General features: G+C 72.3%; 22 protein-coding genes. 11 read left to right on the plus strand and 11 right to left on the minus strand.

What is annotated here, in order from left to right; genetic code table 11:
• Positions 1–15: 15 nt before the first annotated feature.
• Positions 16–1,101, minus strand: a complete 1,086-nt coding sequence (gene ychF, locus EV385_RS09760; RefSeq protein WP_130509178.1) for a redox-regulated ATPase YchF — start codon at positions 1,099–1,101, stop codon at positions 16–18.
• A 149-nt stretch (positions 1,102–1,250) separates the two neighbouring features.
• Between ychF and EV385_RS09765 the strand changes: the two genes are divergently transcribed.
• The 5 genes from EV385_RS09765 (at position 1,251) to EV385_RS09785 (ending at position 7,398) form a co-directional block, all read left to right on the plus strand.
• Positions 1,251–1,829: a dienelactone hydrolase family protein gene (locus EV385_RS09765; protein ID WP_130509179.1), complete on the plus strand. Its 579-nt coding sequence runs from the start codon at positions 1,251–1,253 to the stop codon at positions 1,827–1,829.
• 311 nt (positions 1,830–2,140) lie between these two features.
• Positions 2,141–3,694, plus strand: coding sequence for a DNA-3-methyladenine glycosylase 2 family protein (locus tag EV385_RS09770; protein ID WP_130509180.1), 1,554 nt, complete (start codon positions 2,141–2,143; stop codon positions 3,692–3,694).
• The gene (locus EV385_RS09775; protein ID WP_130509181.1) at positions 3,691–4,185 is read left to right on the plus strand and encodes a methylated-DNA--[protein]-cysteine S-methyltransferase; all 495 of its coding nucleotides are present in this window, start codon (positions 3,691–3,693) and stop codon (positions 4,183–4,185) included. Before EV385_RS09770 ends, EV385_RS09775 begins: the two co-directional genes overlap by 4 nt.
• Before the next feature lie 39 nt (positions 4,186–4,224).
• Complete coding sequence (valS, locus tag EV385_RS09780) at positions 4,225–6,768, plus strand: valine--tRNA ligase (protein ID WP_130509182.1); 2,544 nt, start codon at positions 4,225–4,227, stop codon at positions 6,766–6,768.
• Positions 6,769–6,843: 75 nt separating this feature from the next.
• Positions 6,844–7,398: a hypothetical protein gene (locus EV385_RS09785; RefSeq protein WP_130509183.1), complete on the plus strand. Its 555-nt coding sequence runs from the start codon at positions 6,844–6,846 to the stop codon at positions 7,396–7,398.
• Between the two features lie 27 nt (positions 7,399–7,425).
• On the opposite strand, the gene EV385_RS09790 is transcribed toward EV385_RS09785, so the two are convergent.
• Positions 7,426–8,193, minus strand: coding sequence for a hypothetical protein (locus tag EV385_RS09790; protein ID WP_130509184.1), 768 nt, complete (start codon positions 8,191–8,193; stop codon positions 7,426–7,428).
• Positions 8,194–8,246: 53 nt separating this feature from the next.
• Between EV385_RS09790 and EV385_RS09795 the strand changes: the two genes are divergently transcribed.
• Positions 8,247–9,389 carry a DNA recombination protein RmuC gene (locus EV385_RS09795; RefSeq protein ID WP_130509185.1) on the plus strand — a complete coding sequence of 381 codons (1,143 nt, stop codon included), beginning with the start codon at positions 8,247–8,249 and terminating at the stop codon, positions 9,387–9,389.
• Here the strand turns inward: EV385_RS09795 and EV385_RS09800 are convergent.
• The gene (locus EV385_RS09800) at positions 9,386–10,354 is read right to left on the minus strand and encodes a 4-hydroxy-3-methylbut-2-enyl diphosphate reductase (RefSeq protein ID WP_130509186.1); all 969 of its coding nucleotides are present in this window, start codon (positions 10,352–10,354) and stop codon (positions 9,386–9,388) included. The genes EV385_RS09795 and EV385_RS09800 overlap by 4 nt on opposite strands.
• Positions 10,355–10,549: 195 nt before the next feature.
• On the opposite strand from EV385_RS09800, the gene EV385_RS09805 reads away from it, so the two are divergent.
• From EV385_RS09805 to EV385_RS09815, 3 genes are read left to right on the plus strand one after another with little or no spacing between them, the layout of a single operon-like run.
• A complete protein-coding gene (locus EV385_RS09805) occupies positions 10,550–11,101 on the plus strand; it encodes a hypothetical protein (protein ID WP_130509187.1) in 552 nt (183 codons plus the stop codon).
• Positions 11,102–11,110: 9 nt separating this feature from the next.
• On the plus strand, positions 11,111–12,337 hold the full coding sequence (xseA, locus tag EV385_RS09810; RefSeq protein ID WP_130509188.1) for an exodeoxyribonuclease VII large subunit: 1,227 nt from the start codon (positions 11,111–11,113) through the stop codon (positions 12,335–12,337).
• On the plus strand, positions 12,334–12,537 hold the full coding sequence (locus tag EV385_RS09815; protein WP_130509189.1) for an exodeoxyribonuclease VII small subunit: 204 nt from the start codon (positions 12,334–12,336) through the stop codon (positions 12,535–12,537). The genes xseA and EV385_RS09815 overlap by 4 nt, the downstream gene beginning before the upstream one ends.
• Positions 12,538–12,562: 25 nt before the next feature.
• Here EV385_RS09815 and EV385_RS09820 read toward each other — a convergent pair whose 3' ends face one another.
• Positions 12,563–13,213 (minus strand): DUF4245 domain-containing protein, encoded by a 651-nt coding sequence (locus EV385_RS09820; protein WP_130509190.1) that lies wholly within the window; start codon positions 13,211–13,213, stop codon positions 12,563–12,565.
• Positions 13,214–13,345: 132 nt separating this feature from the next.
• Between EV385_RS09820 and glpX the strand changes: the two genes are divergently transcribed.
• Entirely contained in the window at positions 13,346–14,395 is a 1,050-nt protein-coding gene (gene glpX, locus EV385_RS09825; protein WP_130509191.1) for a class II fructose-bisphosphatase, read from the plus strand.
• A 15-nt stretch (positions 14,396–14,410) separates the two neighbouring features.
• Here glpX and EV385_RS09830 read toward each other — a convergent pair whose 3' ends face one another.
• The 4 genes from EV385_RS09830 to EV385_RS09845 form a co-directional block, all read right to left on the minus strand.
• On the minus strand, positions 14,411–15,076 hold the full coding sequence (locus tag EV385_RS09830) for a rhomboid family intramembrane serine protease (protein ID WP_130509192.1): 666 nt from the start codon (positions 15,074–15,076) through the stop codon (positions 14,411–14,413).
• Between the two features lie 58 nt (positions 15,077–15,134).
• A complete protein-coding gene (locus tag EV385_RS09835) occupies positions 15,135–15,899 on the minus strand; it encodes a S1 family peptidase (protein WP_242624803.1) in 765 nt (254 codons plus the stop codon).
• Between the two features lie 96 nt (positions 15,900–15,995).
• Complete coding sequence (locus EV385_RS09840) at positions 15,996–16,691, minus strand: aggregation-promoting factor C-terminal-like domain-containing protein (protein WP_130509194.1); 696 nt, start codon at positions 16,689–16,691, stop codon at positions 15,996–15,998.
• Positions 16,692–16,971: 280 nt separating this feature from the next.
• Entirely contained in the window at positions 16,972–18,381 is a 1,410-nt protein-coding gene (locus EV385_RS09845) for an RNA 5'-3' helicase PhoH2 (RefSeq protein WP_130509195.1), read from the minus strand.
• A gap of 320 nt (positions 18,382–18,701) precedes the next feature.
• Between EV385_RS09845 and otsB the strand changes: the two genes are divergently transcribed.
• Positions 18,702–19,514: a trehalose-phosphatase gene (gene otsB, locus EV385_RS09850; RefSeq protein ID WP_130509196.1), complete on the plus strand. Its 813-nt coding sequence runs from the start codon at positions 18,702–18,704 to the stop codon at positions 19,512–19,514.
• 13 nt (positions 19,515–19,527) lie between these two features.
• Here the strand turns inward: otsB and EV385_RS09855 are convergent, their stop codons facing one another.
• From EV385_RS09855 to EV385_RS09865, 3 genes are all read right to left on the minus strand, one after another.
• The gene (locus EV385_RS09855; RefSeq protein WP_130509197.1) at positions 19,528–20,298 is read right to left on the minus strand and encodes an isoprenyl transferase; all 771 of its coding nucleotides are present in this window, start codon (positions 20,296–20,298) and stop codon (positions 19,528–19,530) included.
• A 31-nt stretch (positions 20,299–20,329) separates the two neighbouring features.
• Positions 20,330–21,469 (minus strand): NAD(P)/FAD-dependent oxidoreductase, encoded by a 1,140-nt coding sequence (locus EV385_RS09860; protein WP_130509198.1) that lies wholly within the window; start codon positions 21,467–21,469, stop codon positions 20,330–20,332.
• 97 nt (positions 21,470–21,566) lie between these two features.
• Positions 21,567–23,384: a phosphoenolpyruvate carboxykinase (GTP) gene (locus tag EV385_RS09865; RefSeq protein ID WP_130509199.1), complete on the minus strand. Its 1,818-nt coding sequence runs from the start codon at positions 23,382–23,384 to the stop codon at positions 21,567–21,569.
• Positions 23,385–23,620 lie beyond the last annotated feature (236 nt).

The following is a 23,620-nucleotide window of genomic DNA, read 5'->3' on the forward strand; positions in this document are numbered from 1 at the left end:
GGCACGTCAATAACGTCACACGTTAAATCGGAACTCGACTACGTCGCCGTCGCGCATGACGTAGTCCTTGCCTTCCATCCGTACCTTGCCCGCGGCCTTGGCCGCCCCCATCGAACCGGCCGCCATCAGGTCGTCGAAGCTGACGATCTCGGCCTTGATGAAGCCGCGCTGGAAGTCGCTGTGGATGACGCCCGCCGCCTCCGGCGCGGTGGCACCCACCGGAATCACCCAGGCCCGCGCCTCCTTCGGCCCGGCCGTCAGGTACGTCTGCAGACCCAGCGTCGCGAACCCCACGCGGATGAGCTGGTGCAGGCCCGGCTCGGTCTGACCGGTGGATTGGAGCAGCTCCAGCGCCTCGTCCTCCGGCAGGTCGATCAGCTCCGACTCGATCTTCGCGTCCATGAAGACCGCCTCGGCCGGCGCCACGAGCGCGCGCAGCTCGTCGAGGAACGCCGCGTTGCCGAGCTCCGCCTCGTCGACGTTGAAGACGTACAGAAACGGCTTGGTGGTGAGCAGGTGCAGCTCGGCCAGGAGGCCGAGGTCGATGCCCGCGCCCGCGGCGCCCTGGTAGAGCGTCACGCCCTCGTCGAGCAGCTTCGCCGCGGCCTCGGCGGCGGCGACCACGGGAGCGCGGTCCTTCTTGAGCTTGGCCTCCTTCTGCAGCCGGGGCAGCGCCTTCTCCAGGGTCTGCAGGTCGGCGAGGAGCAGCTCGGTGTTGATCGTCTCGATGTCGTCGGCCGGGGACACCTTGCCGTCGACGTGCAGCACGTTCGGGTCGGAGAACGCGCGCACCACCTGGCAGATCGCGGACGCGTCGCGGATGTTGGCGAGGAACGCGTTGCCACGGCCCTGACCCTTGGACGCACCGCGGACCAGACCCGCGATGTCGACGAAGCTCACCGGCGCGGGGAGGATCTTCTCGCTGCCGAACAGGCCGGCGAGCTGCTGGAGCCTGTCGTCGGGCAGCCCGACCACGCCGACGTTGGGCTCGATCGTGGCGAACGGGTAGTTCGCGGCGAGCACGTCGTTCTTGGTCAGGGCGTTGAACAGGGTGCTCTTGCCGACGTTGGGCAGGCCGACGATTCCGATGGTGAGGCTCACGACCGGCCAGTCTACTGACCGTTGCGCTGCGGAACGCGCGGAGTTGGCAGGCACCCGGCGCGACCCCCGATGTCAACACAGGTTGACACAATCCACAGGTACGCCAACGGGCACCGAAATTGTCGGCCCAGCCCGGCATCATCGGCGACATGACCGAGCTCCTGCTGTTCCACCACGCCCAGGGCCTGACGCCGGGCATGCGCGACTTCGCCGACGGCCTGCGTCGCGCGGGCCACACCGTCCACCTGCCGGATCTGTACGCGGGGCGGGTCTTCGACACGCTCGACGACGGCGTCGCCCACGCGGGCGACATCGGCTTCGGTGAGATCATCGAGCGCGGCCGCCGGGCCGCCGAGCCCCTGCGCCCCGATCTGGTGTACGTGGGCTTCTCGCTCGGCGTGCTACCCGCCCAGGCGCTGGCCCAGACCCGTCCGGGCGCCCGTGGCGCGGTGCTGTGCCACGCCTGCGTGCCCCCGGCCGAGTTCGGCGGCGACTGGCCCGCCGGGGTTCCGGTGCGGATTCACGGCATGGACGCGGATCCCTTCTTCGCCGGTGAGGGCGACGTCGACGCGGCCCGGGCACTGGTGGCGTCCACTTCGGACGCCGAGCTGTTCCTCTACGCCGGCGACCGGCACCTGTTCACCGACTCCAGCCTGCCGGACTTCGACCCCGACGCCGCCGCCCTGCTGACCGAGCGACTCCTCCACTTCCTCGACCAGGTGGCCTGATCCGCACTGACGTAAGAGCGATCTTGGTGACATCGGGTGAGGAGCTGACCCAAACCCTTCAACGTGCCGGCCAGTCCGCCCAGCGGGAGGGCGGGCGGTGCCGCGATGCCGCCGACGGGCTGGCCGGGCGGCGCTGCCGCAGCGGGCGGACCGGGCGGCACTGCCGCCAGCGGGCGGACCGGGCGGCACTGCCGCCAGCGGGCGGACCGGGCGGCACTGCGATGCCGCCGACGGGCGGGCCGCGTGGTCCGGCGATGCCATGTCCGAAAGCCGCCAGCCGGGCGGGCGGCACGCAGGGCAGACTCGACGGCATGGAGTTGGATTTCGAGCGGTGTTACCGGGCCGTCGACAGCCGCGATCAGCGGTTCGACGGCTGGTTCTACACCGCGGTCAAGACGACCGGCATCTACTGCCGGCCGTCCTGCCCCGCCCTCACCCCGAAACGGGCAAACGTCGCGTTCTACCCCAGTGCCGCCGCCGCCCAGCGCAACGGCTTCCGCGCCTGCCGCCGCTGCCGTCCCGACGCCGCCCCCGGGTCACCGGAGTGGGACGTGCGCGCCGACGTGGTGGGCCGGGCGATGCGCCTCATCTCCGACGGCGTCGTCGACCGCGAGGGTGTGCCGGGGTTGGCCGGCCGCCTCGGATACACCGAGCGCCACCTGCACCGGATGATCACCGCCGAGCTGGGCGCCGGCCCGCTCGCCCTGGCCCGGGCGCAGCGCGCGCAGACCGCCCGCATCCTCATCGAGACCACCGAGCTGGGCCTGGCGGACATCGCGTTCGCGGCGGGCTTCGGCAGCGTGCGCCAGTTCAACGACACGATCCAGGAGGTGTACGCCCAGCCACCCAGCGCGCTGCGATCGCGCCGCCCGGCCACGCTCGCCGGGGCGGGCACGATCACGGTACGGCTGGCGTACCGGGCTCCGCTGCACGCGGAGGCGCTGGTCAGCTTCCTCGCCGCCCGGGCACTGCCGGGGGTGGAGGAGTGCGACGGCCGGACGTACCGGCGGGGCTTGAGCCTGCCGCACGGGGTCGCCACGGTCGCGCTGACCCCGGCCGACCGGTGGATCTCGGCCACGCTCACGCTGGCCGACGTACGTGACCTCGCACCGGCCGTGGCCCGCTGCCGTCGCCTGCTCGACCTGGACGCCGACCCGGTGGCGGTGGACACCACACTGGCCGCCGACCCGGCGCTGCGGCCGGGGGTCGAGGCGGAGCCGGGGGTCCGGGTGCCCCGCGCGGTGGACGGCTTCGAGCTGGCGGTCCGCGCCATCGTGGGCCAGCAGGTCAGCGTCCGCTCGGCCCGCACCACCCTCGCCCACCTTCTGTCGCACACCACCGCCGAGCCCGCCGACGCCGACGACGCCCACGACGCGCGCCCGCCGGCGGGCCAGCGGCTGCGCGAGCGGCCAGGGGCTGGCGGCCCCCACGACGCCAACGACGCCAACGACGCCAACGACGCCAACGACGGCGATCATGAGAGGCGTTTGCGGGCCTTTCCCGGGGCCGCGGTCGTGGCCGAGCTGCCGGATGACGCGTTCCGGATGCCGGCGGCGCGGCGCGAGAGCATCCGGGCGCTCGCCCGCGCGGTGGCCGGCGGCGAGCTGGATCTCGACCCCGGCGCCGACCGGGACGCGGCCACCGACCGGCTCACCGCGCTGCCCGGCGTCGGCGCCTGGACAGCGGGCTACGTGACGATGCGGGCGATCGGCGACCCGGACGTCTTCCTCCCCACCGACGTGGCGGCCCGGCGCGGCGCCCGCGCGCTCGGCCTCCCCGACTCCCCCACCGCCCTGGCCGCACACGCACAGAGCTGGCGGCCCTGGCGCTCCTATGCCCTGATGCGACTCTGGAGGTCCGCATGATGCGACACAGCACGATGGACACCCCCGCCGGAGCGTTCACCGCGGTGGTGAGCGACGGCGGTGCGGTCCGCGCCGCCGGATTCACCACGGACGTGGGTGGACTGCTGCGCCTCGTACACCCGGAACTGGCCGGAGAAACGCGGCCCGTCGCCGACCTCGGCGCGGTGAGTGCCGCGGTCCGGTGCTATCTGGACGGTGACCTGGCCGCGCTCGACGAGGTGCCGGTCGAGCAGCGCACCGGCGGCGCGTTCATGGCCCATGCGTGGCAGGTCATGCGGGAGATCAAGCCGGGTGCTCCGGTGACGTACACGCAGTTCGCGGAGCTGGCCGGGCGGCCCGCCGCGGTACGGGCCGCGGCGGCGGCCTGCGCGCGCAACCCGGTCGCCCTGTTCGTGCCGTGCCATCGGGTGCTGCGCATCGACGGCACGCTCGGCGGCTACCGCTGGGGCCTCGACGTGAAGGCCTGGCTGCTGGAGCACGAACGGCATTAATGAAGGTACGGCGGGCGCGCGCGGCCGTAGCATCGGCCCATGACCGATACGGGAAAGACCGCGCGCGCCGGTCTGCCCGAGCGACCGTCGCTGGACGGCCTCGAGGAGAAGTGGGCGCGCCGCTGGCAGGAGGAGGGCACGTACGCGTTCGACCGCTCGAAGGAGCGCTCGGACGTATACGCGATCGACACCCCTCCGCCGACCGTATCCGGCGAGCTGCACATGGGGCACGTCTTCTCGTACACCCACACCGACACGATCGCGCGGTTCCAGCGGATGCGCGGCAAGACCGTCTTCTACCCGATGGGCTGGGACGACAACGGGCTGCCCACCGAACGCCGGGTGCAGAACGTGTACGGCGTGCGCTGCGACCCGGCGCTGCCGTACGAGCCGGGGTGGCAGCCGCCGGCGACCGCGCCGAAGCCGCCGGTGCCGATCTCGCGGCTGAACTTCGTGGAGTTGTGTGAGCGGCTCACCGCCGAGGACGAGCAGGCGTTCGAGGCGCTGTGGCGGCGCCTCGGGCTGTCCGTCGACTGGTCCATGACGTACACGACGATCGGGGACACCGCGCGGGCGATCTCGCAGCGGGCGTTCCTGCAGAATCTGGCGCGCGACGAGGCGTACACGGCGGAGGCGCCGACGCTGTGGGACGTGGGCTTCCAGACCGCGGTCGCGCAGGCCGAGTTGGAGGACCGGGAGCGGCCCGGCGCGTTCCACCGGCTGCGCTTCCACGGGCCGGACGGGCCGGTCGAGGTGGACACGACCCGGCCGGAGCTGCTGGCGGCCTGCGTCGCGCTGGTCTGCCACCCCACCGACGATCGGTACGCCGCGCTGGTCGGCCGTACGGTGCGCAGCCCGTTCTTCGACGTCGAGGTGCCGGTGCACGCGCACGCCATGGCCGCGCCGGACAAGGGCACGGGCATCGCGATGGTGTGCACGTTCGGCGACCTGACCGACGTCATCTGGTGGCGTGACCTGCAACTGAACACGCGCGTGGTGATCGGCCGCGACGGCCGGTTCGTGGCGGAGCGCCCGCCCGGGGTCCCGCAGGTGGCGTACGAGGGGTTCGCGGGGCTGACGGTGCCCGCGGCCCGCCGGGAGATCGTCCGACTGCTGCAGGAGTCCGGCGATCTCGTCGGCGAGCCGCGGCCGGTCACCCATCCCGTGAAGTTCTACGAGAACGGGGACGCGCCTCTGGAGATCGTCACGAGCCGCCAGTGGTTCATCCGCAACGGCGGGCGCGACCAGCACCTGCGCGAGCAGTTGCTGGCGCAGGGCCGCGCGCTGCGCTGGATTCCGCAGCACATGGCGCACCGCTACGAGCACTGGGTGAACGGGCTGACCGGCGACTGGCTGATCAGCCGGCAGCGGTTCTTCGGCGTGCCGATCCCCGTGTGGTACCGGCTCGACGACGCTGGCGAGCCGGACTACCAGCAGCTTCTCATACCGGACGATTCGTCGCTGCCGGTTGACCCGTCTTCGGACTGTCCGCCCGGTTTCGAGCCCGGCCAGCGTGACGTCCCGGGCGGCTTCACCGCCGACCCGGACGTCATGGACACGTGGGCCACCTCGTCGCTGACCCCGCAGATCGTCACCGGCTGGAGTGTCGACGAGGATCTGCACCGGCGGACGTACCCGATGGACCTGCGCCCGCAGGGCCAGGAGATCATCCGCACCTGGCTGTTCTCCTCGGTGGTGCGGGCCCACCTGTCCACCGGCACCCTGCCCTGGCACACCGCGGTGCTCTCCGGCTGGATCCTCGACCCGGACCGCAAGAAGATGTCGAAGTCCAAGGGCAACGTGGTCACGCCGATGGGCCTGCTGGAGCAGAGCGGCTCCGACGCGGTCCGGTACTGGGCGGCCAACGGGCGGCCCGGCACGGATCTGGCGTTCGACCCCGCCCAGATCAAGGTCGGGCGGCGGCTGGCCACCAAGCTGCTCAACGCGTCGAAGTTCGCGCTCGGCCTGGGCGCGGCGGACGCCCTGCGCCGCCCGGTCACCGCGGAACTGGACCGGGCCGTGCTGGCCCGGCTGGCCGCGGTGACCGGCGAGGTGACCGCGGCACTCGACGCGTACCAGCACACCGACGCGTTGCAGGCGGCCGAGGGGTTCTTCTGGACGTTCTGCGACGACTACATCGAGCTGGTCAAGGATCGCGCGTACGGCCACGGCCCGGCCGCCGACTCCGCCCGGGCGGCGCTGGCGGCGGGGCTGTCCGTGCAGCTGCGGCTGTTCGCGCCGTTCCTGCCGTACGTCACCGAGGAGGTGTGGTCGTGGTGGCGGTACGGCTCGGTGCACACCTCGACCTGGCCCACCACGTACGAGCTGACCCGGGTCGCGCCCGAGGGCGACGCGGATCTGCTGGACCTGGCCGGGGAGGCGCTGCGTCAGATCCGCCGCGCCAAGAGTGACCGCAAGCTGTCCATGAAGGCGGAGGTGCCGCTGGCCGAGGCGCTCGGGCCGGCCGCGATGCTGGACCGGCTGGCGCGCATCGAGGGCGACCTGAAGGCGGCCGGGAAGATCGGCAAGCTGGACCGGTTGCCCGACCGTACGCCGGAACTGGTCATCGCCTGCGCGTTCTGAAACGGATGCGCCGGACGCGGCCGCGTCCGGCGCATCCGCCTCCGCGGCCGGGACCGTCGCGGCAGTATGGAAGGCATGGCGACCGAGCCCGAGCAGGTCGAGGCCCCGGCCAGGGACGCGGTGCTGTTCCGTTCGTCGCCCGCGCGGACGTTCGTCACCCTGTTCGCCGCCCTGACGCTCACGTACGTCGTGGCCGCGCTCGTGCTCGACGCCGTGGCCGGGGGCGACCGCGACCCGTGGTGGTCGACGCTCGCTCAGGGGGCGGTGATCGCGGTGCTGGTCGCGGGCGGCTACACGGTGTGCGCCCGGGCGGCCCTGACCACGTGGGTCCGCATCTCGGCGGGCGGCATGGAGCTGGCCGCCCAGGGCAGCGATCCGGTGCTGCTGGCCTGGGACGACATCGCCGCCGTTTCGGTACGCCGCAGCGGGCTGCGCACCGTGCTCGACGTGACGCCGGTGGACCTGGACCGGGTGCATCCGGTCGCGGGCGAGGGGCCGGGCGGGCCCACGCTGCGCGACGGTCCGGAAGGCGCCACCTTCACCGCCGACCTGACCCAGGTGTGGCCCGGCCCCCGGGCGCTGCGCCGCGAACTCGACCGGCGCCTGGTCGGTCAGCCCCAGGCGTCGTGACGGCCGCGAACGCCGTCCGGCGTTCGCTCAGAAGTCCCCGCCGCCGAAGTCCCCGCCGCCGAAGTCCCCGCCGCCGAAGTCCCCGCCCCAGTCGCCGCCGCCGAAGTCCCCGGCGCCGCTCGCATCGTTGCCGCTGATGTCGTTGTCGCCCGCGGCGAAGCCGTCCGCGAAGCCCTCCTGGTAGCCCATGTCCCCGAACCCGGGCGAGAACAGCGCGTCGAAGATCAGCATGCCGCCGAGCACCCCGGCGCCCGCGCCGAGCGCGGTCTTCCACACCGGGGTCGAGTACCAGCCGGCCGGCACGGGACGGCCCTGCACCTGCCCACCCGGGTAGTAGTACGGCATGTCCGGAGCCGGCTGCGGCCCCGCCTTGTAGTGCTGGCCCTGCACGGTGACCTCGCGCTGCGAGGTCAACTGCCCGGCACCCGCCGCCCCGGCCAGCGCCGGCAGTTCAGGGCCCGGGTCCAGGCCCATGGCCATCCGGGCGGCCCGCACGTATGCCAGGCCCTCCAGGGCGCTCTCGCGGGCCAGCTCGAACTGCCGTACCGAGGTGGCCTGCTGGAGCTGGCCGCCCGCGGCGTTGTAGCGCTCCCCCGCGTCGGCCAGCGCCTGCCGGGCCGCCGGGTCGTCGCCGTGCAGGTTCATCACCTGGCCGCCGAGGCGCTCGTACCAGCGTTGGGCTTCCGCCCGGGCGTCGGCGAGGCGCTGCTGCTCGCGGGCCACGGAGCCGTGCCGCCACGCGACAACGACGGCGATGAGCAGCAGAACCACTATCACCAGCAGAAACACCTTCATGTCTCCAAGCTACCCTCGCCTGTCCCGTCGTACCCCTCTGGCAAGCTCCAGGCGTGACCGTCTCGACCGTGGCCGTGGTGATCGTCTGTCTGGGGGTGGGTGCCGCGCTGGGCTGGCTGGCCGCCCGGCTGCGCGCCGCCGCCGACATCGCCCGCCTGGAGGCCACCGTCGAGGCCGGCCGGGCCGGCGAGCAGCGCCTGGAGCAGTCGATGCGGGCGCTGTCCTACGAGGCCACCGCCCAGTCGCAGGAGGCCGTGGCCCGCGCCGTGGCCCCGCTGCACGACGCGCTGCGCCGCTACGAACAGCGCATCGGCGAGCTGGAACGCGACCGCGTCGACGCGTACGCGGAACTGCGCGAGCAGGTCCGCTCGATGGGCGCGGTCTCCGGTGAGCTGCGCACCGAGACCAAGCAGCTGGTGGCGGCGCTGCGGGCACCGCAGGTGCGGGGACGCTGGGGCGAGCATCAGCTGCGCCGCATCGTGGAGGCGGCGGGGCTGCTGGAGCACTGCGACTTCGCCGAGCAGGTCACCGCCGTCACGGATCAGCAGGGCGTGCGCCCCGACCTGGTGGTGCGGCTGCACGGCGGGCGCAGCGTGGTGGTGGACGCGAAGGCGCCGTTCGACGCGTACCTGTCCGCAATGGAGTCCCGCGACGAGCGGACCCGCGACGGCCACCTCGACCGGCACGCCCGCCACCTGCGCGCCCATGTGGACGCGCTGGCGGCCAAGGCGTACTGGACGGCGTTCCCGCAGACGCCCGAGTTCGTGGTGCTGTTCGTGCCCGCGGACCCGTTCCTGGACGCCGCGCTGCAACGCGACCCGGCGCTGCTGGAGCACGCGTTCGCCCGCGACGTCGTGCTGGCCACCCCGGCGACGCTGGTCGCGCTGCTGCGCACGGTGGCGTACTCGTGGCGGCAGGAGGCGCTGGCCCGCAACGCCGTCGTGGTCCACGAGCTGGCCCGCGAGCTGTACGGGCGGCTGGCCACGCTCGGCGAGCACGTGGGGCGGCTCGGCGGTGCGCTGGGCGGGGCGGTGACCGCCTACAACCGGGCGGTGGGGTCGCTGGAGTCGCGGGTGCTGGTCAGCGCCCGCAAGCTGGCCGAGCTGGGGGTGAGCGACGAGCAGCTGACCACGCCCGCGCAGGTGGAGGTGACCCCGCGCCAGCCCCAGGCACCGGAGCTGGTCGACGAGTTCTAACCGCGCGCGGCGGCGGCCTTCATGTCGCGGCGCAGCTCCTGCGGCAGCGAGAAGGTGAGCCGCTCCTCGGCGGTGGTGTACTCGGTGACCTCGCCGAAGCCGCGCTCCGCCAGGTGCGCGAGCACCTCCATGACCAGGTCCTCCGGGACGCTGGCGCCGGACGAGACACCGACCGTGGTGGCGCCCTCCAGCCACTCGTCGCGGATCTCCGAGGCGTAGTCGACCAGGTGACCGGCGCGGGCACCGGCGTCCAGGGCCACCTCGACGAGGCGGACGGAGTTCGACGAGTTCGTCGAGCCGACCACGATCACCACGTCGCAGGACGGGGCGATCTCCTTGACCACGTGCTGGCGGTTCTGCGTGGCGTAGCAGATGTCGTCGCTGGGCGGGGACTGCAGCAGCGGCAGCCGGGTCTTGAGCCGGGCCACGGTCTCCATCGTCTCGTCCACCGACAGCGTGGTCTGCGACAGCCAGACCACCTTCTCCGGGTCCCGCACGGTGACCTTGTCGACCCCGTCCGGGCCGTCTACGAGCTGGATGTGCGCGGGAGCCTCACCGGCGGTGCCGATGACCTCCTCGTGACCCTCGTGGCCGATCAGCAGGATGTCGTAGTCCTCCGCCGCGTACCGCTTGGCCTCGTGGTGGACCTTGGTGACCAGCGGGCAGGTCGCGTCGATCGCCTTGAGGTTGCGGGCCTTGGCCTGCTCGTGCACCTCGGGGGCGACGCCGTGCGCGGAGAAGACCACGATCGAGCCCTCGGGGACCTCCTCGTTCTCCTCCACGAAGATCGCGCCGCGGGCCTCCAGCGTGCTGACCACGTGCTTGTTGTGCACGATCTGCTTGCGGACGTAGACCGGCGCGCCGTACAGCTTCAGCGCCTCCTCGACGGTCTGCACCGCGCGGTCGACGCCCGCGCAGTACCCCCTCGGCCTGGCCAGGAGCACGCGCTTACGGGTCTCGGTCACCCGGCCATGGTACGTGGCCGCACCAGCCGGCGCCCCCGCTGCGACCCCCACCACACCCGTCTGGCACCCGCATGCTGACCGGGAGCACACGGTCGATCACGCCGAGGGTTTCCCGGCCCACTCGGGCGGGCGGGGGTGGCCCGGGGGCACCCGCCCGCGCCGCACTTTGATGATCGTTCGGGGCATACTCGTGCGATGCGACAGCGCCTGTGGCTCCGGATCGCCGCCGTGGTTCCCGTACTGGTCGGGGCGTGCACCCTGGTCGGCGGCCTCACCTGGGTGCTGCTGAACCTGCACGGGCCGGAGCCGGTCCTCGACGTCACGGTCGGTGCGGTGCTGGCGGTGGGCGGTCTCGTGCTGCTGATGCCGCACCGGACCCGGCTGCCCGTGGCGGCCACCGCGATCGCCGCGGCGGCCACCGGGCTGGCCGGGACGGTGGCCGGGATCGCCGTCTCGACGTCGCAGGCGTTCGGCGCGTACGCGTACCTGACGACCCGGGGCTGGCCGTACCGGTGGCTGAGCCGGGGCGCGATCGCGGATGATCTGACGACCGCCGAGCGGGTGGCCGGCGTCCAGTCCTGGCAGGTCGACGTGCTGGCGCTGGCGGCGAACCTGCTCGTCTGGTCGTACGTGGGGCTGCTGGCGGCCGGTGCCGCCGTGGCCGTGCGCCGGACGATGGCCGCGCGCGCCACCGCCATGGCCGGCGGCGGCCGCGCCACCACCGAGGATGTCGGACCTCTTCCGTAGGCTGACCCGGTGACCCAGCCCGAGCAGCCCAAGAGCACGGCGGACGAGCCGTGGCCGGTCCGGGTGGTCAGCCAGAAGATCGGCGCCTGGGTCGCCAAGCTGGGCTGGGTGTGGGTGGACGGGCAGGTCGCCCAGATCAGCCGCCGCCCCGGCGCCAGCGTGGTCTTCCTGACCCTGCGCGACCCCTCGGCCGACCTCAGCCTCACCGTCACCACGCACCGCGACGTGCTGGACGCGGGCGCGCCCGAGCTGGCCGAGGGCGCCCGGGTGACGCTGCATGCCAAGCCCGAGTTCTACCCGGCCCGGGGGTCGTTGAGCCTGCGCGCCGACGAGATCCGCCAGGTCGGCCTCGGTGAGCTGCTGGCCCGGCTGGAACGCCTCAAGAAGCTGCTGGCCGCCGAGGGCCTGTTCGCCCGGGAGCGCAAGCGACGCCTGCCGTTCCTGCCCCGGCGGATCGGCCTGATCACCGGCCGGGCCTCGGCCGCCGAGCGCGACGTGCTGATGAACACGCGGCGCCGCTGGCCGTCGGTGGACTTCCGGGTCGTCAACGTGGCCGTGCAGGGGCCGACCGCGGTCACCCAGATCATCGACGCGCTGGCCGTGCTGGACGACGACCCGACGATCGACGTGATCGTGCTGGCCCGGGGCGGCGGCGGCGTGGAGGATCTGCTGCCGTTCTCCGACGAGGCGCTGTGCCGGGCGGTGTTCGCCGCGCGGACCCCGGTCGTCAGCGCGATCGGCCACGAGACGGACGCGCCGCTGGTCGACTACGTCGCCGACGTGCGCGCCTCCACCCCGACCGACGCCGCGAAACGCGTCGTGCCGGACCTGGCCGAGGAGACCCGGCTCATCGAGCACGCGCGGCACCGCCTCGACCGGGCGATCGGCACGATGCTCGACCGGGAGGCGCAGCGGCTGCAGGCGTGGCGCTCGCGGCCCGCGCTGGCCCGCCCGGAGGCACTGGTCGATCAGCGCGCGGCCGACGTGGCCGCGCTCCGGGACCGCGCCGGGCGCTGCGTCGACCACCGGCTGCGCCGGGCCGACGACGACCTGCGGCACACCCTCGCGCGGCTGCGCGCCCTGTCGCCCGCGGCCACGCTGCAGCGCGGCTACGCGATCGTGCAGCGCGCCGACGGCCACGTCGTCCGCGCGGCCACCGAGGTGGCCCCGGACGACCTTCTTCGGGTACGGCTCGCGGACGGCGAGCTGCGGGCGAGCGTACGGGAGACCGGGTGACCGACGAGACGTTGAGTTACGAGCAGGCGCGCACCGAGCTGGCGTCGGTGGTGGAACGCCTGGAGCAGGGCGGCAGTTCGCTGGAGGAGGCGCTGGCGCTGTGGGAACGCGGCGAGCGGTTGGCCGACGTGTGCCAGCGCTGGCTCGACGGAGCCCGCGAGCGCATCGACGCCGCCCGGGCCGCCCGCGCGCAGGAGTGAGTCAGGACAGGCGCGCAGGAGTGAGTCAGGACAGGGACGCGGCGAGCTTTTCCAGCTGCCGGACGTCCGCCTGACCCAGCACGATCACCGAGCGGTTCTTCTCCAGCAGCACCAGGGCCTGGGTCTCCGCGCCCGCCGCGTACCGCTGCCAGGCGCGCCCGGCGTTCTGATAGAAGCCGTGCGGGGCGAGGGTGCGCCCGAGTTCGCGCGGCAGCAGGGTCTCCGCCGGCACGCTGCTCTCGATCAGCTGGACCGGTGCGTCGCCCGGGGCGACGTACCCGAGCCGCAGGGTCGCGCCGGTGGCCTCGCGCCGCCACGTCGCGCTGGCCACGTGCCAGTCGTCGCCGAGCCCGCGCGGCTCGGCCACCGGGAACACGCTGGCCGCCTGCGCCTGCTGGATGGTGGGCCCGGGGTCGATGCTCCGCGGGGCGTCACCGTCGAGTACGACGCGGTAGAAGATCAGCACCAGCGCGATCGGCACCAGCAGGACGGCCAGGGAGATGACCATGTCCCTGGGCGGCCGCTCGGCCCGGCCGCGGCCCGCCTGCCCGGCCGGGACGCCGCCCGCCGGAACACCGGCCGGCGAGATGCCGCCAGCCGGAACACCGGCAGCGGCGGCCGCCGGGGTAGCGGCGGCGGTTTCCGGGGCGGCGTCGGCGGGGCGGGCTGGTTCCACGTACCCATCCTGACTGATCGACGGTCACCGGCCCCACCCGGTGTTAATCAAGTCGCTGCGGCGGGACTTTGCGTAGCCGCCCATGACAGGATCGGTGAACCCACACCCGCAGTGTCGCGAGGAGGCCCCGCCGTGACTGTTGCCCGCGTTCCGCAGGATCTCGACCGGAACATCGCCCTCGACCTGGTCCGCGTCACCGAGGCCGCCGCGATGGCGGCCGGGCGCTGGGTGGGCCGCGGCGACAAGGAAGGCGGCGACGGCGCGGCCGTCGACGCCATGCGCAAGCTCATCAACTCGATCCAGATGAGCGGCGTCGTGGTGATCGGCGAGGGCGAGAAGGACCACGCGCCGATGCTGTACAACGGCGAGCGGGTCGGCGACGGCACGGGCCCCGAGGTGGATGTCGCGGTCGACCCGATCGACGGGACGACGCTGATGAGCAAGGGGATGCCGGGCGCGGTCGCGGTGCTGGCCGTTGCCGAGCGCGGCGCGATGTTCGACCCCAGCGCGGTCTTCTACATGGAGAAGATCGCGGTCGGCCCGGACTGCGCGGACGTGATCGACATCAACGCGGGCACCGCGGAGAATCTGCGCCGGATCGCCAAGGCGAAGCGGTCCAGCGTCTCCGACGTGACGGTGTGCATCCTCGACCGGCCCCGGCACGAGAAGCTGGTCGCGGAGGTCCGCGCCGCGGGCGCACAGATCAAGTTCATCTCCGACGGCGACATCGCCGGGGCGATCTCGGCGGCGCGTCATGAGTCGGACGTCGATGTGCTCATGGGCATCGGCGGCACCCCCGAGGGCATCACCGCGGCGTGCGCGCTGAAGTGCCTGGGCGGCATGATCCAGGCGAAGCTGTGGCCGCTGGACGACTCGGAACGGGAGAAGGCGATCGCGGGCGGGCACGACCTGGACCGGGTCCTGACCACCGACGACCTGGTCACGGGCGACAACTGCTTCTTCGTGGCGACCGGGGTGACCTCCGGCGACCTGCTGCGCGGCGTGCGGTACCGGGCGGGCGGGGCGCACACGCAGTCGATCGTCATGCGGAGCAAGAGCGGCACGATCCGGGTGATCGACTCGTACCACCGGCTGGAGAAGCTGTCGTTGTACTCGGCGGTCGACTTCGACGGTCACCTGCCGACGGTGCCGACGGGTTCGGGCGACGTCGCCCTGATCTGACGCGCCCGGCGGCGCTCAGAGATCCGTCAGCGTGGTGGTGGTCGGGTCGTACCTGCCCGGGACGGGACGGGGCCGCTTGCGGCGGAACAGGATCGCGGCGATCACGCCGCCGATCAGGCCGAGCAGGTGGCCCTGCCAGGAGATCGGCTGGTCGGTGGGGAGCACGTTGTAGAGCTGGTACCAGTACAGCAGGCCGATGAACGCGGCCACGCCCAGGTTCCACCAGCTGCGCTCGACGAAGCCGCGGGCGAACAGCAGCCCGAGGTAGCCGAAGACGACCCCGCTGGCGCCGACCACCACGCTGTCGGGGTCGCCGATGAGCCACACCCCGAGGCCGCTGACCAGCATGATCAGCAGCGTCGACCAGATGAAGCGCTTGGTCCCGGCGGCCAGCACGAACGTGCCGACGAGGATGAGCGGTACGGCGTTGCCGTACAGGTGGTCCCAGCTGGCGTGCAGGAACGGGCTGAAGACGACGCCGTCGAGACCGTCGACGCGGTGCGGGATGATGCCGCCCGCCACGTCGAGCTGGCCCCGGCCGATCGCGATGTCGAGGGCCTCGACGAGGAAGAGGAACGGGATCAGCGCGCACATGGCGACGAACGCCCGGCCCAGCGACGCGTAGAAGGGCTCGGTGCCGAACTTCGCCGCCGCGTCCTCGCGCTCCTCGAGGTAACTCACGGGTCCAAGTGTTCCAGGCGCTCGCTATCCCGCCAACACGCTGCGTGCCGCCCTGGGGCTAGGCGAGCCGCCGGGTGGCGGCGCGGATGGCCGCCTGGAACGTGGACACCTGCGTGTATACGCCCGGATAGCCCTTGCGGGCGCAGCCCACTCCCCAGCTCACGATTCCGGTCTGCACCCACCCGTGTCGCCCGGTGCGCCGCACCATGGGGCCGCCGGAGTCGCCCTGGCAGGTGTCGACGCCGGGTGCGCTGGCGCAGATCGATTCGCCGGCGACCAGGTCGACCCCCACCTTCCGGTACGCGGCCGCGCAGGTGGCGTCCGCGACGATCGACACGGTGGCGTACCGGAGGCGGCGCTGCTGCACCGGATTGGTTTCGCCGGTCTGGCCCCAGCCCAGGATGGTCTGCGGGCCGTCGTCGCCGCCCCGGCTCAGCGGCAGGACGGGCAGTTTGAGCGCCCGATCGAGCTTGATGACGGCCCAGTCGTCGCCGTTCACCTCCCCGTGGAAACCCGTGGCGCGGATCACCGTGACCGACCGGGCGACGATGGCGTTGGGGGACTTGAGGTCGGCGACGCCGGCGATGACGCGGATGCTGGTGTCCGGCCCGGTGCCGGCGACGCAGTGACCGGCGGTGAGCACGACGCGGGGCGCGGTGAGCGCGCCGCCACAGCCCATGGAGAGGCGGACCATCCAGGGGAACCAGCCGTCCGGCGCGAGCTTGCCGCCGACGACCGCGTGGACCGGCGGCGACCCACGTTCGGCGTGGGCTGGCGCGCCGGTCGCGGCCAGCGGCGCCACGAGGGCGCCGCACAGAATCACGGAAACGACATTCCGGACCATACGGTCATTTGATCATCCCCGGAACGCAATGCGGGGGTACGCGCCGAACGCATACCCCCGCATCGCGGAAAATTCTCAGTACCAGCCGACGTTCTCCGAGTGGTTCCAGGCGCCACATGGGGTCTTGTAGCGCCCCTCGATGTAGCCGAGACCCCACTTGATCTGGGTGGCCGGGTTGTCCTCCCAGTCCGCGCCCTCGGACTTCATCTTGCTGCCCGGCAGCGCCTGCGGGATGCCGTACGCACCGGAGCTCTTGTTCTCGGCGTGGTGGTTCCAGCCGCTCTCGCGCTTGAACAGCTTGTCGAGGCACGGCCACTGATCGATCTTGAAGCCCGCCTCGAGCATCAGCGCGCACCCGATGGCGCGGTTGCCGTTGAACTCGTCGCAGGAGGCCGGGATGTCACCGGGGTACGGCACGGTGTCCCCGGAGTCGGAGGACTTCTCCTCCGCCGCCTTCTTCTCCTCGGCCTTGGCGATCGCCTTCTTCTCCAGCGACCGCGCCTTGTCGGCCGCGGCCTTGGCTTCGGTCGCCGCCTTCGCGGCCGCGTCGTCCTCGGCCTGGCGCTGCCACGCCCGGGCCGCCGCGTGCTCGGCGTGTCGCTCCTTCAGCAGCTGCAGCTCGTCCGCGTCGGCCTGAACGACGAGTTGCGCTTCGGCACTGCGCTGCTGGGTCGCCCGGTCCTGCCCGAGATAGACGCCGCCGATCACGCCCAGAACGAGCAGACCCACGGAGGCCACACGAACACCGACCCGGCTCCAGAGCCGATTCACGAAGTATCCCTTCGTCGGGGGCAATGACGCGGCGCGGGCCTCGCCGGAAATCCGGCATCGGTCCGCGCCGTGAGCACCGCGACCCCGGAGGGCCGAGACCTCGACCTACTTCGATCGAAGGGATGTGAGCTGCGTCGATGTCCGACGAGCACCCATCCGGTGGTACCCGCCGAACACCATCGCGCACGGTGAAGTCGATGTGAAACAGTGGCGCGCCGTTGTGAAATGGATCACACAGCTTATGGGTGCAAATCAGGCCGAAATCCCACCGCGCCGGCCCCTACTGCGGTATGTCCTCCAGCAGGTCCGTGACGACCTCGGCGATAGGCGAGCGCTCGGAACGGGTCAGTGTGACGTGCGCGAAGATCGGGTGGCCCTTGAGCGCCTCGATCACCGCGGTCACCCCGTCGTGACGACCAACGCGCAGGTTGTCACGCTGAGCCACGTCGTGGGTCAGCACCACCCGCGACCCCTGCCCGATCCGCGACAGCACCGTCAGCAGCACATTGCGCTCCAGTGACTGCGCCTCGTCGACGATGACGAACGCGTCGTGCAGGCTGCGGCCCCGGATGTGGGTCAGCGGCAGCACCTCCAACATGCCGCGCGCCAGCACCTCCTCCATGACGTTGGCGTGCACCACCGCGCCCAGGGTGTCGAACACCGCCTGCGCCCAGGGCGACATCTTCTCCGACTCGCTGCCCGGCAGGTAGCCCAGCTCCTGGCCGCCGACCGCGTACAGCGGGCGGAACACCACGACCTTCTTGTGCCGGTTACGTTCCATCGTGGCTTCCAGGCCCGCGCACAGGGCCAGCGCCGACTTGCCCGTACCGGCGCGGCCACCGAGCGAGACGATCCCGATCGACTCGTCCAGCAGCAGGTCCAGCGCGATGCGCTGCTCGGCGGAGCGGCCGTGGATCCCGAACGCCTCCCGGTCGCCGCGGACCAGCCGGACCGACTTGTCGGAGGTCACCCGGGCCAGGGCGGAACCGCGCGGGGAATGCACCACCAGGCCGGTGTGGCACGGCAGGTGGGCGGCCTCCTCCAGGACCAGGGCCTCGCCCGCGTACAGGCGGCTCACCTCGTCCTCGGCGAGGGTAAGGTCGCTCATCCCGGTCCAGGTGGGATCGCTGGCCTGCCCGTGCCGGTACTCGTCGGCCAGCAGGCCGACCGAGGCGGCCTTGACCCGCAGCGGCATGTCCTTGCTGACCAGGGTGACCTCACGACCCTCCGCCGCCAGCCCCAGCGCCACGGACAGGATCCGGGTGTCGTTGGAGTCGTTGCGGAAGCCGGGCGGCAGCGCGCCCGGGTCGGCGTGGTTCAGCTCCACCCGCAGCGTGCCACCCTCGTCGTTGCAGAGCACCGGCTGGTCGAGGCGGCCGAACTTGATCCGCAGCTCGTCCAGCATCCGCAACGCCTGGCGGGCGAACCAGCCCAGCTCGGGATGGTGACGCTTGCCCTCCAGCTCGGAGATCACCACCAGGGGGATGACCACCTCGTGGTCGGTGAACCGGCGGAACGCCGCCGGATCGGACAGCAGGACCGAGGTGTCCAGAACGAACACCCGGCCGGCCGGGGCGGGCTCCGCGGAGGCGTGCCGGTCACGGGAACGACGTCCCGCCGCGGAGAGGCTGCTGGAGGGGTGGGCGGCCGGGTCGTGCGATGCCCCGGCGTCAGTACGGCGAGATGTCACAGGCCTGCTCCGGCGGGCGTGCACCCGAACCCCACCCGCGGTCCGCCACGTCCCGGCGCCCGGCTTGGACACGGGGTCGGGATGCGGGCCCCGTGGCGCAACATGTTCGCAGGTCCGGGCCTCCGGCTGGCCCGGGAGAACCCCGTGCCATACGTAGACGCTAGCTGATCAACTGTCACGCGCGATAGAGCGAAGCCGCAGGCCTCGCCGTCCGGTAGCCGACCTTGAACCATCGGTACGGAGAGTGACGGCCATCACGCCGTCGTGGTACGCCGATTCGGCGTCCTGCAACGACACGTTCGGCGAGTAGGCTGACGCACGTGGCAGAGTCAGCACGTCCTTCGCACCCGCTGAGTGCCGCCGAGGCGTGGGAGTTCACCGTCGCGCGAGCGAAGGACACCACGTTCTTCTTCGACTTCGACGGGGTGCTCGCCCCGGTCGCCGACGACCCGGACGCCGTGCATCCGGTGCCGCAGGCACTCGACGTACTCGAAACCCTCGCCGGTCTGGTCGCCCGGGTGGCCATCGTCTCCGCCCGCCCGGTGAGCTTCCTGCAGTCCCGCTTCGCCCGCCTGACCCACGTCGACCTGTACGGCCTGTACGGCCTGGAGGTGCTGCACGAGGGTGAGGTGGTCACCGAGCCGGCCGCGCTGCCGTGGGTCCCGGCGATGGCCGACCTGGCCGAGCAGGCGCGGGCCGAGCTGCCCGACGCGATCCTGGTGGAGTACAAGCGGCTCTCGGTGGCCCTGCACTACCGCACCGCGCCGCACCTCGCCGACCAGGTCGAGCGCTGGGGGCACGAGCAGGCCGAGCGGCTCGGGTTGCGGATCCAGCGTGGCCGCATGGTGGTGGAGCTGAAGCCGCCGGTGGACCAGGACAAGGGCATGGTGATCAGCGACGCGGTGCTGACCGCGGGCTGCGCCTGGTACTTCGGTGACGACATGTCGGACGTCAAGGCGTTCGACGCGCTACGCGCCCGCGAGGCCCTCGATCCGGGCTTCTTCGGCATGTGTGTCGCGGTCGCGAACCCGGAGACCGGAGCCGAGCTGTCCAGCGCCGCCGACCTCACGCTGGAGTCTCCCGAGGCCGTGGCCCGCTTCCTCACCGACGCCCTGCCCGCCTTCCGCGGTTGAGGAGAGCGCGGGGTCAGGCGCCGTAGCGGCGTTGGCGGCCCGCGTAGGAGCGCAGGGCGCGCAGGAAGTCGATGCGGCGGAAGTCGGGCCAGTTGGCGTCATGGAAGTAGAACTCCGAGTGCGCCGACTGCCACAGCAGGAAACCGGAGAGGCGCTGCTCCCCGCTCGTACGGATGACCAGGTCGGGGTCGGGCTGGCCGCGGGTGTAGAGGTGCTCGGCGATGTGCTCGACGTCGAGGATCTCGGCCAGCTCCTCGATGGTGCGCCCGGCGGCGGCGTTCTCGTGCAGCAGCGAGCGGACCGCGTCGGCGATCTCGCGCCGGCCGCCGTACCCGACCGCCATGTTGACCTCGACGCCGTCGGTGCGGTCGCGGGTCCTCTCCTGGGCCGCCTTGAGCGCGGTCGCGGTGGCGCCGGGCAGCACGTCGAGGGCGCCGACGATGCGCAGCCGCCACGGGTTGCCGTCCTCGGCCAGCTCCGTGGCCAGATCCTCGATGATCTTCAGCAGCGGGTCGAGTTCGGCGGCGGGACGCTGCAGGTTGTCCGTGGCCAGCAGGTACAGCGTGACGTGCTCGATCCCGGCCTGGTCGCACCAGGCCAGCAGCTCCTTGACCCGGGCGGCGCCGACCCGGTGGCCGTCGTTCGGGTCGACGTAGCCCATCTCCCTGGCCCAGCGGCGGTTGCCGTCGCACATGACCCCGACATGGCGCGGCACCGGCTTGCCGACCAACTTGCGGGCGAGCCGCCGCTCGTACACCGAGTAGACCAGGGACCGCAGACTCATCACGCCCAGCCTATCCGCAGTGCTGCCACCCTTAATGCCGGACCGGTCCGGGGCGCAGCAGCTCCGTGGCGATGCGTCCGATAGTCCGAATGTCGAAGACTCCGTCACCGACCCCCAGATCGACCATCCGGTCGAAGACGGCCCCATGCCGGTGCGCGGCCCGCACGGCCGCGTCCACCACCCGCGCGCCCCGGGTGAGCCGGGCGGCCATCCCGGAGTGCCGCAGGTGGCGGCCCAGGCGGCGGCGCAGGGCAGCGGTGTACCGGGCGCCGGCTTCGTGGGCAGCTCCCGCCGCCGCCGCGCCCGCCAGCGCACCGGAGAGCACCGCGTAGAAGATGCCCTCGCCCGTGAACGGGTTGATCAAGGACAGGGCGTCCCCGGCCAGCAGCACCCGGCCCCGCGCGGGCGGCGGCCGGTGCGTGGACAGGGGCAGGTGGTGGGCGCGCGGGCTGGTCGCATCGGTGCCGGGCAGCAGCCCGGCCAGGCGCTCCAGCAGGTACGCCCGGCTCAGCGGGGCGCCGCGTAACACCTCCCCGTATCCGACGTTGGCCGTGCCGTCGCCGAGCGGAAACGCCCACGCGTACGCGGGCCAGCGCGCGCTCGTGGTGACGATGAGCTGTTCCGCGCCGTCCCACGGTGCGTAGCCGCGCAGGGCGAGCGCCAGGTGCCCGGGCGGGTTGGGCGGGTGGCCGAGGGCGCGGCGCACGACCGAGCCCGCCCCGTCCGCGCCGATCACCACGGCGGCCCGGTACTCGTCGTCCCGGCCGCCGGTGGAACACGCCACCCGGACCTCGTGCCCGTCGTCGTGGACCGCCCGTACCGAACGGCGCCGCAGGTCCGCCCCGGCCGCGACCGCCGCGGCGACCAGCCGGGCGTCGAAGACCCGGCGGGGCACGGTGTGTGCCGGGCGCGGCAGGGGGCGGGCCACCACCGCCCCGCCGGGAGCCACTAACCGCAGGCGGCCGATCGGCGGATGGCCCCGGGCGGCGTCGGGCACGCCGAGGCCGGTGAGGATGTCGAGGGCGTTCGCGGCGATGCCGTCGCCGCACGGCTTGTCGCGGGGGAAGTCGGCGCGGTCGAGCAGCAGGACCCGGGCCCCGGCCCGGCGGGCGGCCAGCGCCGCGGCCGCCCCGGCGGGACCCGCCCCGACGACCGCGACATCGAACCTCACCGGACTGCACCTCGTGGCACCGGTCGAAGGCTCACGCCCGCACCGTACACAGCAGCGCCCGCACCTCAGAAGAGGTGCGGGCGCTGGGATCGGTGGATCAGGCGGCGTTGAGCCGGGCGCGCAGAGCGTCCAGCTCGGACCACAGTACGGCGGGCAGCTTGTCGCCCATCTTCTCGAACCACTCGGTGACCAGCGGCAGCTCGGCCAGCCACTCGTCGCGGTCGACGCGCAGCGCGGCCTCGAGGTCCTCAGCGGACATGTCGAGCCCGGTCAGGTCGAGCGCGTCCGGCGTCGGCACGTGCCCGACGGGGGTCTCCACGGCGGCCGCGCGGCCGTCGAGGCGCTCGACGATCCACTTGAGCACCCGGGAGTTCTCGCCGAAGCCGGGCCACAGGAACCGGCCGTCGTCGCCACGGCGGAACCAGTTGACGTAGAACACCTTGGGCAGCTTGTCGGCGTCGCCGCCGGCACCCTTGCCCATCTCGATCCAGTGCTGGAAGTAGTCACCGGCGTGGTAGCCGATGAACGGCAGCATCGCCATCGGGTCGCGGCGTACGACGCCGACCTGGCCGACCGCGGCGGCCGTGGTCTCCGACGACAGCGTGGCGCCGAGGTACACGCCGTGCGCCCAGTCGCGGGCCTCGGTGACCAGCGGGATGGTGGTCTTGCGGCGGCCACCGAACAGGATGGCGTCGATCGGCACCCCGCGCGGGTCGTCGTACTCGGGCGCCAGGATCGGGCACTGCGTGATCGGGGTGCAGAACCGGCTGTTCGGGTGGCTGGACAGGGCGTCGGAGTCCGGCGTCCAGTCGTTGCCGTGCCAGTCGGTCAGATGCGCGGGCGGCTCGCCCATGCCCTCCCACCAGATGTCACCGTCGTCGGTGAGCGCCACGTTGGTGAACAGCGAGTTGCCCTTGGCCAGGGTGCGCATCGCGTTCGGGTTGGTCTTGTAGTCCGTGCCGGGCGCGACGCCGAACAGGCCGTACTCCGGGTTGGTGGCCCACAGGCGGCCGTCCTCACCGAAGCGCATCCAGGCGATGTCGTCGCCGATGGTCTCGACCTTCCAGCCGGGAACCGTGGGCTCCAGCATGGCCAGGTTGGTCTTGCCACAGGCCGACGGGAACGCGGCGGCGATGTAGCGGACCTGACCCTCGGGCGAGGTCAGCTTCATGATCAGCATGTGCTCGGCCAGCCAGCCCTCGTCGCGGGCGGCGACGCTGGCGATGCGCAGCGCGAAGCACTTCTTGCCGAGCAGCGAGTTGCCGCCGTAGCCGGAGCCGAACGACCAGATCTCGCGGGTCTCCGGGAAATGCGAGATGTACTTGGTCTCGTTGCACGGCCAGGGCACGTCCTGCTGACCCGGCTCCAGCGGCGCGCCGACGGAGTGCAGGGCGGGCACGAACGGCGCGTCGTCGCCCATGGCCTCGAGCACCTTGGTGCCCATCCGGGTCATGATCTTCATGGACGCGACCACGTACGGGCTGTCGGTCAGCTCGACCCCGAACATGGGGCTCGGTGAGTCGAGCGGGCCCATGCAGAACGGGACGACGTACATCGTGCGGCCGCGCATGCAGCCGCGGTACAGCTCGGTCATCGTCGCCTTCATCTCGGAAGGCGCCATCCAGTTGTTGGTCGGCCCGGCGTCGGCCGGGTCGACGGAGCAGATGTAGGTGCGCTCCTCCACGCGGGCGACGTCACCGGGATCGGTGCGGGCCCAGAAGGAGTTCGGCTTCTTCTCCGCGTTGAGGCGGACGAGTGAGCCGGCCTCGACCAGCTCGTCGGTGAGGCGCGTCCATTCCTGCTCTGAGCCGTCGCACCAGACGATCGCGTCCGGGGTGGTGAGTGCGGCGACCTCGTCGATCCAGTCGAGCAGGCGTTGGTGGCGGGTGGGGGCGGTGACAGCGGGCAAAGACATTCGTGGATCTCCTTCGGTCGGCACTGACCTGCGACGAGCCAGGCCGCGGACGGCCTCGTAAGTCACGGGAGTCACCTGAGCGTAAGCCGATCGACCGTTCAGTTCATCGGTTCACCCTGTGGACAACCGCACAATCCTCGGTGTTTGTGCGCGTTCACGATTGATCTTTCGGAAGTCAGCGCACGAGTGCGCACGAGTGCGCTCCGACCTGCTTCCTGCCTCGACTTTCACAAACC

Origin of the sequence: Krasilnikovia cinnamomea (assembly GCF_004217545.1) — a bacterium.
Classification (GTDB): Bacteria; Actinomycetota; Actinomycetes; order Mycobacteriales; family Micromonosporaceae; genus Actinoplanes; species Actinoplanes cinnamomeus.

What these genes read in the sequence shown, in the direction of transcription:
- EV385_RS09765 (WP_130509179.1), top strand. Translation starts at nt 1,251, where the DNA reads ATGACCGAGCTCCTGCTGTTCCACCACGCCCAGGGCCTGACGCCGGGC.
- EV385_RS09770 (WP_130509180.1), top strand. Translation starts at nt 2,141, where the DNA reads ATGGAGTTGGATTTCGAGCGGTGTTACCGGGCCGTCGACAGCCGCGAT.
- EV385_RS09775 (WP_130509181.1), top strand. Translation starts at nt 3,691, where the DNA reads ATGATGCGACACAGCACGATGGACACCCCCGCCGGAGCGTTCACCGCG.
- valS (WP_130509182.1), top strand. Translation starts at nt 4,225, where the DNA reads ATGACCGATACGGGAAAGACCGCGCGCGCCGGTCTGCCCGAGCGACCG.
- EV385_RS09785 (WP_130509183.1), top strand. Translation starts at nt 6,844, where the DNA reads ATGGCGACCGAGCCCGAGCAGGTCGAGGCCCCGGCCAGGGACGCGGTG.
- EV385_RS09790 (WP_130509184.1), bottom strand. Translation starts at nt 8,193, where the DNA reads ATGAAGGTGTTTCTGCTGGTGATAGTGGTTCTGCTGCTCATCGCCGTC.
- EV385_RS09805 (WP_130509187.1), top strand. Translation starts at nt 10,550, where the DNA reads ATGCGACAGCGCCTGTGGCTCCGGATCGCCGCCGTGGTTCCCGTACTG.
- EV385_RS09855 (WP_130509197.1), bottom strand. Translation starts at nt 20,298, where the DNA reads ATGAGTCTGCGGTCCCTGGTCTACTCGGTGTACGAGCGGCGGCTCGCC.
- EV385_RS09865 (WP_130509199.1), bottom strand. Translation starts at nt 23,384, where the DNA reads ATGTCTTTGCCCGCTGTCACCGCCCCCACCCGCCACCAACGCCTGCTC.